At 72.5% G+C, this 15,871-nt stretch carries 12 protein-coding genes, 1 tRNA gene and 1 pseudogene; 12 read left to right on the top strand and 2 right to left on the bottom strand.

The window, feature by feature from the left end; genetic code table 11:
* Window positions 1-49: 49 nt before the first annotated feature.
* On the bottom strand, window positions 50-511 hold the full coding sequence (locus OG982_RS16280) for a GatB/YqeY domain-containing protein (protein WP_266786166.1): 462 nt from the start codon (window positions 509-511) through the stop codon (window positions 50-52).
* Between the two features lie 68 nt (window positions 512-579).
* Here OG982_RS16280 and OG982_RS16275 point away from each other — a divergent pair, with 68 nt between their 5' ends.
* The 4 genes and pseudogenes from OG982_RS16275 (at window position 580) to OG982_RS16260 (ending at window position 2,850) form a co-directional block, all read left to right on the top strand.
* Entirely contained in the window at window positions 580-1,518 is a 939-nt protein-coding gene (locus OG982_RS16275; protein ID WP_266786168.1) for a metallophosphoesterase, read from the top strand.
* Between the two features lie 107 nt (window positions 1,519-1,625).
* Window positions 1,626-1,699 (top strand) — tRNA-Pro (locus OG982_RS16270).
* A 296-nt stretch (window positions 1,700-1,995) separates the two neighbouring features.
* Window positions 1,996-2,220 (top strand): annotated as a pseudogene (locus tag OG982_RS16265) (histone deacetylase); the annotation flags it as partial.
* Between the two features lie 270 nt (window positions 2,221-2,490).
* The gene (locus tag OG982_RS16260; RefSeq protein ID WP_266786172.1) at window positions 2,491-2,850 is read left to right on the top strand and encodes a hypothetical protein; all 360 of its coding nucleotides are present in this window, start codon (window positions 2,491-2,493) and stop codon (window positions 2,848-2,850) included.
* A 97-nt stretch (window positions 2,851-2,947) separates the two neighbouring features.
* Here the strand turns inward: OG982_RS16260 and OG982_RS16255 are convergent, their stop codons facing one another.
* A complete protein-coding gene (locus OG982_RS16255; protein ID WP_266786174.1) occupies window positions 2,948-3,835 on the bottom strand; it encodes an AfsR/SARP family transcriptional regulator in 888 nt (295 codons plus the stop codon).
* 330 nt (window positions 3,836-4,165) lie between these two features.
* Here OG982_RS16255 and OG982_RS16250 point away from each other — a divergent pair, with 330 nt between their 5' ends.
* From OG982_RS16250 to OG982_RS16215, 8 genes are all read left to right on the top strand, one after another.
* The gene (locus OG982_RS16250) at window positions 4,166-6,370 is read left to right on the top strand and encodes a TOMM precursor leader peptide-binding protein (RefSeq protein ID WP_266948786.1); all 2,205 of its coding nucleotides are present in this window, start codon (window positions 4,166-4,168) and stop codon (window positions 6,368-6,370) included.
* 208 nt (window positions 6,371-6,578) lie between these two features.
* Window positions 6,579-8,690 (top strand): histidine kinase, encoded by a 2,112-nt coding sequence (locus tag OG982_RS16245; protein ID WP_266786178.1) that lies wholly within the window; start codon window positions 6,579-6,581, stop codon window positions 8,688-8,690.
* 54 nt (window positions 8,691-8,744) lie between these two features.
* Window positions 8,745-9,365 carry a DNA-binding response regulator gene (locus OG982_RS16240; protein ID WP_266786180.1) on the top strand — a complete coding sequence of 207 codons (621 nt, stop codon included), beginning with the start codon at window positions 8,745-8,747 and terminating at the stop codon, window positions 9,363-9,365.
* Window positions 9,366-9,477: 112 nt separating this feature from the next.
* A complete protein-coding gene (locus OG982_RS16235; RefSeq protein WP_266786182.1) occupies window positions 9,478-10,254 on the top strand; it encodes an alpha/beta fold hydrolase in 777 nt (258 codons plus the stop codon).
* A 56-nt stretch (window positions 10,255-10,310) separates the two neighbouring features.
* The gene (gene cysC, locus OG982_RS16230) at window positions 10,311-10,859 is read left to right on the top strand and encodes an adenylyl-sulfate kinase (protein ID WP_266786184.1); all 549 of its coding nucleotides are present in this window, start codon (window positions 10,311-10,313) and stop codon (window positions 10,857-10,859) included.
* Window positions 10,856-11,794 (top strand): sulfate adenylyltransferase subunit CysD, encoded by a 939-nt coding sequence (cysD, locus tag OG982_RS16225; RefSeq protein WP_266786186.1) that lies wholly within the window; start codon window positions 10,856-10,858, stop codon window positions 11,792-11,794. The genes cysC and cysD overlap by 4 nt, the downstream gene beginning before the upstream one ends.
* Window positions 11,795-11,796: 2 nt before the next feature.
* Window positions 11,797-13,158 (top strand): sulfate adenylyltransferase subunit 1, encoded by a 1,362-nt coding sequence (locus OG982_RS16220; protein WP_266948784.1) that lies wholly within the window; start codon window positions 11,797-11,799, stop codon window positions 13,156-13,158.
* Between the two features lie 4 nt (window positions 13,159-13,162).
* On the top strand, window positions 13,163-15,856 hold the full coding sequence (locus tag OG982_RS16215; RefSeq protein WP_266786190.1) for an FAD/NAD(P)-binding protein: 2,694 nt from the start codon (window positions 13,163-13,165) through the stop codon (window positions 15,854-15,856).
* The last annotated feature ends 15 nt before the right edge of the window (window positions 15,857-15,871 follow it).

Below are 15,871 nucleotides of genomic sequence, written 5' to 3'. Positions count from 1 at the left end.
GGGAGGGACCCGGCCGACGGCCGGGTCCCTCCCTTCATGTTCCCGTCCGCTAGGCGAGGAGCTGCTTGACGACGGCGGCGACGCGGCCGCCCTCCGCCAGCCCGGCCACCTTCGGGTTCACGATCTTCATGACGGCGCCCATGGCCCGCGGCCCCTCGGCGCCCGCCGCCTTGGCCTCCTCGACCGCCTGCGCCACGATCGCGCGCAGCTCGTCGTCGCCGAGCTGCTTGGGCAGGTACGTGTCGAGGAACTCGCCCTCCGCGGTCTCGCGCGCGGCCTGCTCCGGACGGCCACCCTGGGCGAAGGCGTCCGCGGCCTCGCGGCGCTTCTTCGCCTCCTTGGCGATCACCTTGAGCACTTCGTCGTCGGAGAGCACGCGCGCTTCCTTGCCCGCGACCTCCTCCTTGGTGATGGCGGCGAGGGTCAGTCGCAGCGTGGACGAGTGCAGCTCGTCGCGCGCCTTGATGGCGGTGGTGAGGTCTTCCTGGAGCTTGGCCTTGAGCGTGGTCATGGCCATGAGTCTGCCAGGTGCGGGGCGGGTGGCGCCCTCCGGTTTTCCGGGTCTGCGACGATGGGGGCATGCGTGCGCGTTACGGAGTACCCCTGAAGGTCACCGCCGGGATCGCGGCGGTGGGAGCCGCGGGTCTGGCCTATGCCGCCGGTTTCGAGGCGCGGTCGTTCCGCTTGCGCCGGGTGACGGTGCCGGTGCTGCCCCGGGGGATGCGCCCGCTGCGCGTCCTCCAGGTCTCGGACATCCACATGGTCAGCGGCCAGCGCAAGAAACGGGCTTGGCTGCAGTCCCTCGCCGGCCTGCGCCCGGACTTCGTCGTGAACACCGGCGACAACCTCTCCGACACGGACGGCGTGCCCGAGGTCCTCGACGCCCTCGGTCCGCTGATGGAGTTCCCGGGCGTGTACGTGTTCGGGTCGAACGACTATTACGGGCCGCGGCTGCGCAATCCCGGGCGCTACCTCATCGAGAAGGCGCAGGGCCGGCACGGGCTGAACGGCAACAAGCCGGTCGTCGGCGCCGTCCACAACCCGTGGGAGGAGCTGCGGGACGCCTTCGACATGGCGGGCTGGCAGAACCTCACCAACACGCGGGCCCGGATGAAGCTGGAGGGGCTGGAGCTCGCCTTCACCGGCCTGGACGACCCGCACATCAAGCGCGACCGCTACGAGATGGTCGCGGGCGGCCCGGAGGCGGACGCGGACTTCTCGATGGCCGTCGTGCACGCCCCGTACCTGCGCACCCTGGAGTCCTTCACGGCGGACGGCTACCCGCTGATCCTGGCCGGGCACACCCACGGCGGACAGCTGTGCGTCCCCTTCTACGGGGCGCTCGTCACCAACTGCGACCTCGACACCGACCGGGTGAAGGGCCTCTCGACCCACGAGGCCGCCGGGCAGCGCGCGTACCTCCACGTCTCGGCGGGTTGCGGCACGAACCGCTTCACCCCGGTCCGCTTCGCCTGCCCCCCTGAGGCGACGCTCCTGACCCTGACCCCGAAGCCGTAGCCGTGGCCCCCTCCGGGGCCCCCGCGAAAACCGGATTTCGCGTCCGGGCACGGGTCCGCTAAAGTAATCGATGTCGCCAGGACAGCAAGAGCTGCCAAGGCGGCGATCGGGGTGTAGCGCAGCTTGGCAGCGCGCTTCGTTCGGGACGAAGAGGTCGTGGGTTCAAATCCCGCCACCCCGACAGAGAAACACCAGCTCAGGGCCGGTCTCCTTCCGAGGAGACCGGCCCTGACTGTTTCTCCCAACCCTCCTGGGAGAATCCTGGGAGAAATCTTCGCCGGAACGGCTCCCACGCTCCCCTAGCGATCCGCCCTCAGCAGGGCATCCAGGACCGTCACGGGCGACCCGGCCGACATCCGGCGGCGCGCCGTGAGGACGGCGCCCGGCGGCGTGTTGGCGCGGGGTGGCCTGATCCAGGTGAGATACGAGAACGGGATCACGTTCAGGATGCCGACACGAGGGAGTCTGAGCGTCTGCCCCCCCGGAGCGGCACGTACCTACCCGGGCTGCCGCGACACGAGGGCGCCTGAGCGCTCGATCGCGGTCGAGCTGGAGGGGTGCCTGTACTTCGCGACGCAGTCCCCCGTATGGACGGGGGGCCGCGGGTTCTATGACCCGACAGCTCCCGGGTGGATGCGTGGCCGAGCCCACTTGGTGACGGTCGGCCAGATGTCCGACATCGCCGCGCAGGAGATGTACAGGACATCCCCGAGTACCTCGCTGCCTGCCCCGGCGCCGCCGGCGTGTGGACGGCGGCACAGGTGCGGGAACTGCCGGAGGCCGACATCACCCAGTGACATCAACGGGCGCTCGCCCTCGGCTACCCCCACACGCGGCGAGGGGCATCGACTGAACATGCACTATCTTGAACGCGTTCAGTTGAACGTGTTCAGTTGGTGTGTCAGGGGGGGTCGGATGGGTGCGGCCGAGGGTCACGGGCAGAGCGGGGCGGCGTCGGAGGGGGGTCGCGTCATGCGGTGCGTCCTGACCTACGTGGGTCTGTACGTGGCCGCGTGGGTGGCGGCGGCGTTCACCGCGCCGGAGCGAGAAAGGTACGGGGAGCTCGTCCGGATCGCCCTGGGGATGATGGTCTTCATCGGAATCCCCTCGGTGCTCCTCGCGGTCGGGGCGGGGATGGCGCACACCCGGATGGATCCGGTCCGTTTCCGCTGCCTGCTGGCCTTCCCGCTGGCGCTCTTCGCCCTGCCGGCCGCGTACGCGAGTCCGGTCGCGCAGGCGCTCGTATTCCAGGTGTTCGCGCACTGCGCGTTCGCCTCGCTGATGCCGGTGCCGCTCGCTCCGGGCCGGTGGAGAGGCGCTCGGACCGGCTGATCACCACACGGCGCACCGCGGGCCCCGCGCAGCGGAGCGCGATCGCCAGGTGGTGGCGATGACCGGGGGCAGGGTCATCGCCACTCGGGGCGGCGGGTCAGACGCGGGCCAGGCGGCTCGCGGCGAATTCTTCCGGGGACCAGGAGACGGACCAGACGTCCAGGGCCGGGGCTCCCGAGAGGATCGCCGTCTGGAGGCTCTGCAGGCGGGGGCAGGGTTCGACGCCGAGTTCGTGGTTGAGGACGGACCTCAGGCGGTGGAAGGCCTCCAGGGAGCGACCGACTCGGCCCGCGCGGTAGAGGGCCATCATGAGATAGGCGCAGAGGTTCTCGTTCATCGGGTTGCGGGCGACGACGCGGGTCAGCTCTCCGAGGAGGTCCGCGTGGCGGCCCAGGGCGAGGTCGGACTCGATGCGCCGTTCCAGGGCGCCGAGCCGGCTCTCCTCCAGGGAGACCGCCTCGATCTCCAGGACGCTGCCCTTGCGGACGTCCACCAGGGCGGGGCCGCGCCACAACTGCAGGGCCTTGCCCAGCTCTTCCGAGGCGCGGCGGTGATCGCCCCGCTCGGAGGCGGCGCGGCCGGCGCTGACGCGGCGCTCGAACACCTCGACGTCCGTCTCGCAGGCGCCGTCTTCGAGGAGGTAGCCGCTGTGCCGGGTGCTGAGTATCTGGCGTACTCCCGGACGGTCGGAGTCGGCGGCCGCGAGCGCGAGCGCGTTGCGCAGTTGCAGGACGTAGGTCTGCAGTGTGGTGGCGTGGCTGCGCGGGGGACGGTCTCCCCAGAGTTCCTCGATGAGCGCCGGCACCGTGACGACCCTGCCCGCGTTCAGCGCGAGCAGAGCCAGCACCTGCCGCTGCTTGGGGGCGCTGGCCGTAACCGGCGTGCGGTCGAGATGCAGGGACAGCGAGCCGAGCAGCCCGATACGCAGCGGTCCGGGCTGCTGCGCAGCATTGACGGGGTCGTAGCTTTCAGGGCCTTCGGACATTCCATTCCTCCAGGCATCGCACCTATCGATCTCGGTCACCAGCATCCCCAGACGGCCGGGAGTTGCCCACTGAAGGGCACATCTCTCCCATGTGAAGAATTCACACGGGGAACGTGAATCAGCGCATGGCGTCCCGCCGGGGGGTGGTTGGAGACTTCGGTCACCGCAGCGACGACCCGGACTGCGGAACTGAGGAGGCGGCATCATGCAGATCACCCCCAGCTCCGACGACCTGATCATCGAGAACCTCGACGGCGCCGGTTTCGACCCCGAGCCGCCCGGGTGGTGCTTCATCCTGACCCCGGTCGCGGCGCAGTAGAGCGGCAGAGCATGCTCGCCGACGTACGGCCGATCGGATTCCGAAGACACCTGCGGGCCGAGATCGTCCCGGGCGAAGCGGTCTACCTGGTCTCGCCCCGGGGCACGACGGCACTGTCCGGCACGGCCATCCAGAAGGTGGCGCCGCTGCTCGACGGCTCGCTGACCCTGGCCGAGCTGCGGGCCACCGCGCAGATCCCGGCGGAGAAGCTGGACGGCATGCTCGACCGGCTCGCCGCGGCGGGCCTCGTCGGCTTCCACACCGGGCCGCAGGACGCCGCGGCCGGCGCGTACTGGGACCTGGCCGGAGCCGGCGGCCCGGGGGACGCCGCGCTGAGCGTCGTCGCGTTCGGCGGGGCCGACGCGGCCGCGGCCGAGCGCGCCTGCCGTGCGGCGGGGCTGTCCTGCGGCCCCGAGGCGCCCTTCACCCTGGTGGTGTGCGACGACTACCTCGACCCGGCGATGGCCGCGTTCAACGCCGCCCGGCTGGCGGACGGGCGTCCGTGGCTGCCGGCCAAGCCGTACGGGGCGCAGCTCTGGATCGGCCCGGTGTTCGAGCCGGGGACGGGGCCCTGCTGGTCCTGCCTGGCCGTACGGCTGCGCTCGCACCGGCGCGGTGAGAGCCAGGTGCGGCGCGCGCTGGGACTGGCCGGCCCGGTACGGGTGCCGGAGGCCTCGCTGGCGGCGACCCGCGAGCTCGGGCTGCAGACGGCGGCGCTCGAAGCCGCGAAGTGGCTGGCCGGCCTGCGCGACGACTGCCAGAACGCCGTCTGGACCCTGGACACGCTGACCCTCAACGCGACCCACCACCGCGTCCCGGTCCGCCCGCAGTGTCAGGACTGCGGCGATCCCGGCCTGGTCGGCGACCGTGCCCTGCGGCCGGTCCGCCCGGTCTCTCGGCCGAAGGGCTCCTTGGCGGGCACCGGGCACCGGGCGCTGTCGGCGGAGCAGATGTGGGAGCGGTTCGGGCACCTCGCGGACCCCGTCACGGGGATCGTCGAACGGGTCGTGCGCGATCCGCGCAGCCCGTCGTTCCTGCACTGCTACCGGTCCGGGCCGAACCTGGCGCTGGCGGAATCCGATCTGCCCTCCTTCCGTGCCGGACTGCGCATGCAGAGCGGGGGCAAGGGGCGCACCGATCTGGACGCCAGAGTCAGCGGGCTGTGCGAGGCGGTCGAGCGGTACAGCGCGTCGCGCTGCGGTGACGAGGCGACGGTGCTGGGCAGTTATCGCGATCTCGCGCCCGTCGCCGTACACCCGGGTGAATGCATGCTGTTCGACGAACGCCAGTACCAAGAGCGCGAGCGGTGGAATGCCCCGGGTATTCCCTTCCAGCATGTGCCAGAGCCGTTCGACGAAAATGCCAAGATCGAATGGACACCGGTGTGGTCACTCACCGGGGGCAGGCACCGGCTGTTGCCGACCGGCCAGCTGTATTTCGGCGGCGAGGGCGTCGCCTCGGTGCTCGCCGACTCCAATGGCAACGCGGCGGGCGGTTCGGTCGAGGACGCGATCCTCCAGGGTTTCCTGGAACTCGTCGAGCGCGACGCCGTGGCGCTGTGGTGGTACAACCGGACGCATCACGCCGGGGTGGATCTCGACTCGTTCGGCGCCCCGTGGATCTCCGCTCTGCCGGAACGTTTCCGCGAGCTGGACCGCACGCTCTGGGTGCTCGATCTGACCGCCGATCTGGGCATCCCGGTGATGGCCGCGGTCTCGCACCGCGTCGGCGCGGACGCCGAGGACATCATGCTCGGCTTCGGTGCGCACCTGGACCCCGCCGTCGCACTGAGCCGCGCCGTCACCGAGCTGGGCCAGCTGCTGCCCGCCGTGACGGACGGCTACGCGCCGGGGCTGCCCGGGCACCTGCTGGACTGGTTCCGCGGGGCAAAGGTCGCCTCCCAGACCTATCTCCTGCCCGACCCCGAACTGCCCGCGCGCACTCCGGCGGAATACGGGTACACCCCGCGCGCCGACCTGCTGGAGGACCTGGAACACCTTTGCGAGCTGGCCCGGAGCCATGGTCTGGAGGTGCTCGTCCTCGACCAGACCCGGCCCGACCTCGGGCTGCCGGTGGTGAAGGTCGTCGTACCCGGGCTGCGGCACTTCTGGGCCAGGTTCGCGCCGGGCCGGCTGTTCGACGTACCGGTACGTCTGGGGAGGCTCGATTCCCCCACCCGTTATGAGAATCTCAACCCGATTCCGCTTTTCCTCTAGAACCGGAAGATCAACCATTTTCCTCCGGCCCGGAAGATCACCCAAGGTGACGATCGGAGTCCGTCAAAAACGAATTAAGAGAATTACAGACTTGCTCATGACAAGATGATGCTTCGTCGGTAAGATCATCCGCGGTATCCAATGGGGGGATGCCGGGCAGTTGCCTGTCCTCTCAGTCACCGCAGGTCGGACCAGGAGGCATGCGCCGATGCTCGACGCACTCCACGGCGAGGGCACGGACGGCACGCACGACGGGGACAGCGCGGACGACGGATCCGGACCGCAGGCGCCGCGCATGGCGCTCCTGGTCACACTGGGGGTGCTCGGCGGCCACACGCTCGTCACGGTGCTGAACGTCCTCGACCAGGACCCCGGCCCCGGGCGACTGGTCCTGCTGACGCTCTGTCTGGTGGCCGTACTCGCCCTGCAGTTCGCGCACTCGACCCGGCGGCCGCGCACCTGGCCCGTCCGCGTCCGTGTGCTGACCCTGGCCGCCCAGGCCGTGGTCACCTACCTCCCGCTCCCCTGGCTCGGGGTGCCGTGGGGCGCGATGGCCGGACTGCTCGCGGGCTCGGTGCTGCTGGCCGTGCCGGGCCGGCTGCGCTGGCCGCTGTACGCCGTGGTCACCGCGGGCATCGTGCCCGCGGTCGTCGCGATGGCCGGGGCGGGCATCGCGGTCTACGGGTTCGGCGCCACGCTGCTCGCCAGCCTCATCATCTTCGGGGTCAGCTCGCTGTCCGGGCTCGTCGCCGAGATCCGCGAGACCCGGCGCGAGCTGGCCGGGATGGCCGTCGTACAGGAGCGGCTGCGGGTCGCCGGCGACCTGCACGACGTCCTCGGCTACAGCCTGTCGGCGATCGCCTTGAAGACCGACCTCGGCCACCGGCTGCTCCCGGCCGCGCCCGACCGGGCCAAGTCCGAGATCGCCGAGGTGCTCGGCATCGCCAGCGGCGCCCTGGCCGACGTACGCCTGGTCTCCACCGGCTACCGCGACATGTCGCTGGCCACCGAGACCGAGTCGGCGCTGTCGGTGCTCCAGGCCGCCCGGATCGAGGCCGAGGCCGACCTGGCCTGTGGGCCGCTGCCGCAGAAGATGGACACCGTACTGGCCATCGTGCTGCGCGAGGCGGTGACCAACGCGCTGCGCCACAGCAGGGCGCGGCACTGCTCGGTCACCGCCACCCGGGAGGGCGGGACGGTGTCGCTGCGGATCCGCAACGACGGGGTCGGGGACGTGAGTGCGGACACCGGGCTGGCGGGCGGCAGCGGGCTCGGCAACCTGACGACCCGGCTGCGCGGCGTCGGAGGCGACCTGACCAGCGGACCGGCCGGCGACGGCTGGTTCGAGGTCGTCGCCCACGCCCCGGTCACCTGCCGGCGCGAGGACCGGCGCGCGGAATCCGACGCGCAGGGCGCACAGGGCGCGCGGGACGCCGAGGGCGCCGAAGACACCGCCGGCACCCGGGACCGCGAGCGCGCCGACGGCCGCTGGGCGCCCCGCATGGCGCGGAGCATGCTCGTGGCCGTACTGGCCGGCTACACGCTCATCACCGTGATCAACGCGGCGGGCGACGCCGCCTCCGGGACGGCCGTGCTCGCCTTCCTGGGCTGCTTCGCCGTCGTCGTGGTGGTGCAGACGCTCCACTCGCTGCGCGGCGCCCGTGCCTGGTCCGTGCGGGCGCGGGCCCTGAGCCTCGGGCTCCAGGCCGCGGCCACCTACGCCCCGCTGCTGTGGCTCGGCAAGCCCTGGGGCTCGATGGCCGGGTTCCTCGCCGGATCGCTCCTGATCACCGTGGCGGGCAGGCTCCGGCTGGTGCTCTACGCTGCCTCGGTCGCGGTCGTCGTGCCCCTGGCGGCGGCCGTCGGCGTCCCGCTGGCCGACATCGTCTACCTGGCGGACTCCTCGCTGGTGGCGGGTCTGGTCGTCTACGGGTTCACCGCTCTGTACCGGCTGGTCACCGAGTTGCACGAGGCCAGGGGCGCGCTGGCGCGGCTGGCCGTCGCCCGCGAGCGGCTGATCGTGGAGCGGGAGCTGCACGAGGTGCTCGGGTCGAGCCTGTCCGAGGTCACGATGAAGTGCGCGCTGATCCACCGGCTGCTGCCGCACGCGCCGGAGCCGGCGCGCGAGGAGCTGGCGACCATGCTGGAACTGTCCCGCCAGGCGCTCGCCGACGTCCGGCTGGTGGCGCGCGGGTACCGGGGGTACCGCGGGCAGCCGGACGCGCTCGACCTGTCGCAGCGCCGGCGGCCGCCGGGATCGGACGTGTCCCCGGCAGACGACCCGCCGTTGACACGTCAACAGGCGGAGGCCGCGATCTGACGGGGTCGCGAGCACTTTCCGGGTGTTTAATTCGCAGGGGAAGGTGGGGGATAAGTGGAGAGACGGCGGCTCAGAATTCTCCTGGCCGAGGACATGCACATGGTGCGGGGAGCATTGGTCGCGCTGCTCGAACTGGAGCCGGACCTGGAAGTCGTCGCCGTGGTGGACCGGGGTGACCTGATCGTCCCCACCGCAATGAAGTGCCGGCCGGACGTGGCGATCATGGACGTCGACCTGCCGAACATGGACGGCCTCACGGCGGCCGAGGCGCTGCACGACCAGTTGCCGGAATGCCGCACGCTGATCATGACCGGGCTCGGCCGTCCCGGCCTGCTGCGCCGGGCGATGTCCGCGCGCGTCACGGGGTTCCTTCTCAAGGACTCCCCGTCCGAGGGGCTCGCGCAGGCCGTACGGGAGGTGGCCGCGGGCCGCCGGGTGATCAACCCGCAGTTAGCGATGAGCGCGTGGGACATCGGGGACAACCCGCTGTCCGATCGCGAGACCGAGGTGCTCAGCATGGCCGCGCAGGGCGACGAGCCACGGGAGATAGCGGCGAAGCTGCACCTGTCGATCGGCACGGTGCGCAACTACCTGACGACGACCGTGGTGAAACTCAACGCCCGCAACCGGATCGATGCCGTCCGGATAGCCACCGAGGCGGGCTGGCTCGCCTGAGGGGCACGCGGGCCACCCGCGACCGGTCCTCGACCGGCAGTCCACCGACGCGCTCAAGGATGCCGACATACGGCGGGGTGAGAGCACCTCCATTCGGCATGAGGAGTGCGTGATGCGCAAGGTCGTTTCGCGGGACGGCACGTCGATCGCTTACGAGAAGGCGGGCGAAGGCCCGCCGATCGTGCTCCTCAACGGTTCGTTCCGCGATCACACGATCTTCGACGCGCTCGTTCCCGAGCTCGCGCCGCACTGCACCACCTATGTCTACGACCGCCGCGGGCGCGGGGAGAGCGGCGACGCCCCCGAGTACGCCGTCCAGCGCGAGATAGAGGACCTGGAGGCGGTGATCCAGGAGGCCGGCGGCGAGGCCGTCGTCTTCGCCGGGTCCTCGGGCGCGAACCTGGCGATCGAGGCGGCGCTGGCCGGCGCCCCGATCACCAAGCTGGCGCTCCACGAGCCGTTCTACCGGGTCGACGGATTCCCCAAGCCCGTCTGGAACTTCGCCAAGACGCTCCGGGTCATCCTGTCGGAGGACCGGCGCGAAGAGGCCGTCGAGTACTTCCTCGGCGGCTTCCTCGGCTTCACCCCCGACACGGTCGCGGAGTGGCGCAAGGGCCCGATCTGGGCGATGAACCTGGCGAACGCCCACACGCTCTCCTACGACGCGGCGATCTGCGGCGACTACAGCGTCCCGGCCGACCGGCTCGCCGGATACACCACCGAGACGCTGGTCCTCAACAGCGACAGCACCAGCGCCTGGCTGCGCGCCGCCGCGCAGGCGACGACGGCGGCCCTTCCCAACGGCCGGGGGCTCGAACTGCCCGGATCCTGGCACCGGATCGACATGGACGTCCTCGGCAAGGTCCTGGCCGAGTTCGCCACCACCTGACGGTCCCGCAGACGGCGCGGTCCCGGCCGTCCACCCACCTTCAGGAGAGCATCGCCGTGACCACAGCTCACATCCAGGGCGCCACCGTGTGGCTGACCGGGCTTCCCAGCGCCGGCAAGACCACCCTCGCCTTCGCCCTCGCCGAGCGGCTGCGCGCCGAGGGCCGCGAGGTCGACGTGCTCGACGGTGACGAGATCCGCGAATTCCTGTCCAGGGGGCTCGGGTTCAGCCGGGAGGACCGGCACGCCAACGTCACCCGGATCGGCTTCGTCGCTCAGAAGCTGGCCTCCCACGGGGTCATCGTGCTGGCCCCCGTCATCGCCCCGTACGCCGACTCCCGCGCCGCCGTCCGCGCGCGGCACGCCGCCCAGGGCACGCAGTTCCTGGAGGTCCACGTCGCCACCCCCGTCGGGCTCTGCTCCGAGCGCGACGTCAAGGGCCTCTACGCGAAGCAGGCCGCCGGTGAGATCTCGGGTCTCACCGGCGTGGACGACCCGTACGAGGCGCCGGAGAACCCGGAGCTGCGTATCCAGACGCAGGGCAGCTCGGTGGCCGAATCCGCCGCCGAGCTGCACACCTTCCTGACCGAGAGGGGCCTGGCATGACGACCGCGACCCAGAGTGTGACCGAGGCGTCGGGGAACCCCTTCGCGCTGTCGCACCTGGACGCCCTGGAGGCGGAGTCGGCGCACATCTTCCGCGAGGCGGCCGGTCAGTTCGAGCGCCCGGTGATCCTGTTCTCCGGCGGCAAGGACTCGATCGTCATGCTGCACCTGGCCCTCAAGGCCTTCCACCCGGCGCCGGTCCCCTTCTCGCTGCTGCACGTCGACACCGGGCACAACTTCCCCGAGGTCATCGAGCACCGCGACCGCGTGGTGGCGCGCCACCGGCTGCGGCTGCACGTGGCCATGGTCCAGGACTTCATCGACGACGGCCGGCTGCGCGAGCGCCCGGACGGAACCCGCAACCCGCTGCAGACGGTGCCGCTGCTGGACGCCATCGGCTCCCACCGCTTCGACGCCGTCTTCGGCGGCGGCCGGCGCGACGAGGAGAAGGCCCGCGCCAAGGAGCGGGTCTTCTCGCTGCGCGACGAGTTCGGCGCCTGGGACCCGCGCCGCCAGCGCCCCGAGCTGTGGCAGCTCTACAACGGCCACCACGCCTCCGGCGAACACGTCCGCGTCTTCCCGCTCTCCAACTGGACCGAGCTGGACGTCTGGCAGTACATCGAGCGCGAGGGCATCGAGCTCCCTCAGATCTACTACGCCCACGAGCGCGAGGTGTTCAGCCGCGACGGCATGTGGCTGACCGCGGGCGACTGGGGCGGCCCCGCGGAGCACGAGACGCCGCGGCGCCGGCTGATCCGCTACCGCACCGTCGGCGACATGTCCTGCACCGGCGCCGTCGACTCCGACGCCACCACCAACGCGCAGATCATCGCCGAGATCGCCGCCAGCCGACTCACCGAACGCGGCGCCACCCGGGCCGACGACAAACTCTCCGAGGCCGCCATGGAGGACCGCAAGCGCGAGGGGTACTTCTAACCATGGCCGCCCCCCGGGAGGCCGTCCCCCAGGAGGCCGCCTCCGCCTCGCTGCTGCGCTTCGCCACCACCGGCTCCGTCGACGACGGCAAGTCCACGCTGGTCGGCCGCCTGCTCCACGACTCCAAGTCCGTGCCGGCCGACCAGTTGGAGGCCGTCGAGCACGCCTCCCGCGGCCGCGGCCAGGACGCCCCCGACCTGGCACTGCTCACCGACGGCCTGCGCGCCGAGCGGGAACAGGGCATCACCATCGACGTCGCCTACCGCTACTTCGCCACCAGCCGGCGGCGGTTCATCCTCGCCGACACCCCCGGGCACGTGCAGTACACCCGGAACATGGTCACCGGCGCCTCCACGGCCGAGCTCGCCGTCGTCCTGGTCGACGCCCGGGCCGGCGTGGTCGAGCAGACCCGCCGGCACGCCGCCGTCGCCGCGCTGCTGCGCGTCCCGCACCTGGTGCTGGCCGTCAACAAGATGGACCTGGTCGACTGGGCCGAGCCCGTCTTCGCCGCCATCGCCGAGGAGTTCACCGCGTACGCGGCCTCCCTCGGCGTCGAGGACGTCGTGGCGATCCCGATCTCCGCGCTGGCCGGTGACAACGTCGTCGAGCCCTCCGCCCGCATGGACTGGTACGGCGGACCGACCGTGCTGGAGCACCTGGAGACCGTTCCCGCCGGCGGCGACCCGGGCGGGGAGCCCACGCGCTTCCCGGTCCAGTACGTGATCCGCCCGCACGGCGAGGAGTACCGCGACTACCGCGGATACGCGGGCCAGCTGGCCTCCGGCGTGCTGACGGTCGGGGACGGCGTCACCGTCCTGCCCTCCGGCCGCACCACCACCGTCGCGGCCATCGACGCGCTCGGCAGGCGGACGGAGATCGCCTGGGCCCCGCAGTCGGTCACCGTCCGGCTCGCCGACGACGTCGACGTCGGCCGCGGCGACCTGATCGCGGCCGGGAGCCCGACCCCGGTGCCCACCCGGGACATCGAGGCCCACGTCTGCCACCTGGACGAGCGCCCGCTGCGCGTCGGCGCCAAGGTGCTGCTCCGGCACACCACCCGTACCGTGCGGGCACTGGTCAAGGACATCTCGTACCGGATCGACATCGGCACGCTCGAACGGCGCTCCGGCGCCGACGGGCTGGGCGGCAACGACATCGGCCGCGTGGTGCTGCGCACCGCCGAACCCCTCGCACTCGACCGCTACACCGACAACCGCCGCACGGGCTCGTTCCTGCTGATCGACCCGGCCGACGGCACCACACTCACCGCCGGCATGGCGGGCGAGGCGTTCCGCTCCATCACGTTCCCGCCGGCGGAGGACATCGACGTATCCAGAGACGAAGTCGAACCAATCAGGGAGTGAGACCATGAGCCGGAATTCGCCCCCGCGTCACATCGCGGTCGTCGGCGCCGGTGCGGCCGGAACACTGACGGCGGTTCAGCTGATGCGGCAGGCCGAAGACCTCGGCCGGACGCTGGAGGTATGGCTGGTCGACCCGGCCGAACAGGCCGGTCCGGGTGTCGCCTACAGGACGTCCGACCCACGCCATCTGCTCAACGTGCCCGCCGGCCGGATGAGCGCCTTGCCCGACGACCCCGAGCACTTCCTGCGCTGGCTCGCCGACGGGCACCCGCGCGCCGCGCCAGGCGACTACGTCCCGCGCCAGGAGTACGGGCGGTACCTGACCGAGGTGCTGGAGCGCACCGCCGAAGCGTGCCGCCGCACCCGCCCGCACCGGGTACGGGAGCGGGTCAGCGCCGTCCGCGAGCACGGCGCCGGGGTGACGCTGCGGCTCACCGGCGGCGGCGAGCTCCGGGTGGACGCGGCCGTGCTCGCGCTGGGCAACTTCGCCCCCGGCCAGGACTGGGCCGGCCCCGAACTGCGGGAATCCGGACGCTTCGTCGCCGACCCGTGGGCGCCCGGCGCGCTGGAGGCGCTGCCCGAGGAGGGTGACGTCCTGCTCGTCGGCACCGGCTTGACCATGGCGGACCTGGCCGTCACCCTGGCGCGCCCGGACCGGGTGCTGCACGCGGTGTCCCGGCACGGGTACGTGCCCCGGGAGCACCTGGAGGACCCGCTGCCGTCGGCCGAGCCGCCGAGCCTCGACGGCACGCGCGGCCTCGACGCGCTGCGCCGGGACGTCCGGCGCCACCTCGCCGCGAGCCGCCGTGCCTGCGGCGACTGGCGCGCCGGCATGGACGGGCTGCGCCCGGTGACGGCCACGCTGTGGCAGCAGCTGTCGCCGGCCGACCGGATCCGCTTCCTCCAGGAGGACCTGCGGGCCTGGGAGGTGCACCGCCACCGCATCGCGCCCGTCACGGCCGCCAGGATCGGCGCGCTGCGGACCTCGGGCCGGCTGCGGATCGGCGCCGCCGAGGTGGTCCGCGCCGTGCCGGACGAAGGCGCGGTGGCGGTGCGGCTGAGCGACGGGCGGGAGCTGCGGGTCGCCGCGGTGGTCAACTGCACGGGGGCCCAGGCGGACCTGCGCCGCACCGCCGACCCCCTGGTGCGCTGCCTGCTCGACCGGGGCTACGCCCGGACCGGCCCCGCCGACCTGGGTTTCGACACGTGGAGCGGCGGGCGCCTGGTGCCCGCGCCCGGCGCCCCGGCCCTGCGGCTGTGGACGATCGGGGTCGCGCGGCGCGGGAACCTGCTGGAGAGCACCGCTATCCCGGAGATCCGCACGCAGGCCGCAGAGGTCGCGAGCAGCGTGCTGGGCGCCCTCGCCGACCGCCACGCGTCCAGGCCCACCGACCGCTACGGCCTGCGCCTGACCACGACCCCCGAGGCGGCCGAGCTGTACGACCGGGCGCTGGAGCGGATCCTGGCGGGCCGGCTCGGCGCCGAGGCGCTGCTGGCCGAAGCGGTCGGCGTCGACCCGGACTTCGCCGTCGGGCACGCGGCGCTGGCGCTGCTGTGCCACGAGTCGGGGGTCGGCGCGAACACGGCCGCCGCGCTCGCGGCCGCCGGGCGGGCCGCGTCCCGTGGCGCGGACGAGCGCGAACGCAGCCTGGTCGGCGCGGTGCGGGCGCGCCTGACGGGCACCGAGGAGGCGGGCAAGGCGGCCCTGCTGGGCCACATCGCCGGGCATCCCCGGGACGCGCTGGTGGTGAGCGCCGCCGTGCCGACCGTCTCCTTCAACGGGGTCACCCGCGCCGAGGAGTCCTGGGCCCTGGTCGAGGGGCTGTCCCCGACCTACGGCGACGACTGGTGGTACCTGGGCCAGCTCGCCTTCGTCCGGCAGGAGCAGGAGCGCTGGCAGGAGGCCGAGTCCCTGTCCGCACGGGCGCTGGCCGCGCACCCCGCGGCCGGGCACGCCGTCCATGCCTGGGCCCACGTCTTCTACGAGACCGGCGAGCACCGGGCCGGTCTGGCCTGGCTGGACGAGTGGATGCGCCGGCACGGGGCCGGGGCCGGCCACCGCTCCCACCTCTCCTGGCACGCCGCGCTGCACGAGCTGACGCTCGACGACCGGGCCGCGGTGCTGCGGCGCTACCGCTGCGAGCTGGTGGCCTCCCGGGTGAGCGGGGGCCGGCTGCTGGTGGATTCGGCCTCGCTGCTGTGGCGCGCCCGCATGACGGGGAGCTGGAGCGGCGAACTACCGCTCGGCGAGCTGCTGGAGGCGGCTCCCGATCAGTGGCTCGACGCGCCCGAGACGGCCTTCGCCGCGCTGCACGGCGCGCTGGCCTTCGCCGCGGCCGGCGACCTCGACGGGCTGGGGCGGCTGCGGCTGCACGCCCTGACGAACCGCCAAGAGGCCTTCCGGCTGGTCATCGCCCCGTTGTGCGAGGCGCTGACGGCCGTGGTCGGGCAGCGCTGGCAGGAGGCGGCGCTGCGGCTCGGGCCGCTGCTGCCGCTGATCGCCCGGGTGGGCGGCAGCAAGGCGCAGCACGAGGTCGTCGAGGAGACCCTGCTGCACGCCCTGATCTCGGGTGACGACCACGACCGGGCGGCCCGCCTGCTGTCGGCCCGCCTGGAGCGCCGCGCCTCGCCGCTCGACCGCCGGCGGCTGGCCACGGTCGGTGGCGCGAGTCAGCCGCTGGAGGCCGCCCTGCGGTGACCGCCGGCGGCCCGA

It is taken from the genome of Streptomyces sp. NBC_01551, assembly GCF_026339935.1.
GTDB lineage: Bacteria > Actinomycetota > Actinomycetes > Streptomycetales > Streptomycetaceae > Streptomyces.
This window is presented reverse-complemented; position numbering and strand designations above follow the sequence as displayed.

Excerpts from the sequence above, each read along its gene's own strand:
- OG982_RS16280 (WP_266786166.1), bottom strand. The coding sequence starts at position 511 with ATGACCACGCTCAAGGCCAAGCTCCAGGAAGACCTCACCACCGCCATC.
- OG982_RS16275 (WP_266786168.1), top strand. The coding sequence starts at position 580 with ATGCGTGCGCGTTACGGAGTACCCCTGAAGGTCACCGCCGGGATCGCG.
- OG982_RS16260 (WP_266786172.1), top strand. The coding sequence starts at position 2,491 with ATGCGGTGCGTCCTGACCTACGTGGGTCTGTACGTGGCCGCGTGGGTG.
- OG982_RS16255 (WP_266786174.1), bottom strand. The coding sequence starts at position 3,835 with ATGTCCGAAGGCCCTGAAAGCTACGACCCCGTCAATGCTGCGCAGCAG.
- OG982_RS16250 (WP_266948786.1), top strand. The coding sequence starts at position 4,166 with ATGCTCGCCGACGTACGGCCGATCGGATTCCGAAGACACCTGCGGGCC.
- OG982_RS16245 (WP_266786178.1), top strand. The coding sequence starts at position 6,579 with ATGCTCGACGCACTCCACGGCGAGGGCACGGACGGCACGCACGACGGG.
- OG982_RS16235 (WP_266786182.1), top strand. The coding sequence starts at position 9,478 with ATGCGCAAGGTCGTTTCGCGGGACGGCACGTCGATCGCTTACGAGAAG.
- cysD (WP_266786186.1), top strand. The coding sequence starts at position 10,856 with ATGACGACCGCGACCCAGAGTGTGACCGAGGCGTCGGGGAACCCCTTC.
- OG982_RS16220 (WP_266948784.1), top strand. The coding sequence starts at position 11,797 with ATGGCCGCCCCCCGGGAGGCCGTCCCCCAGGAGGCCGCCTCCGCCTCG.
- OG982_RS16215 (WP_266786190.1), top strand. The coding sequence starts at position 13,163 with ATGAGCCGGAATTCGCCCCCGCGTCACATCGCGGTCGTCGGCGCCGGT.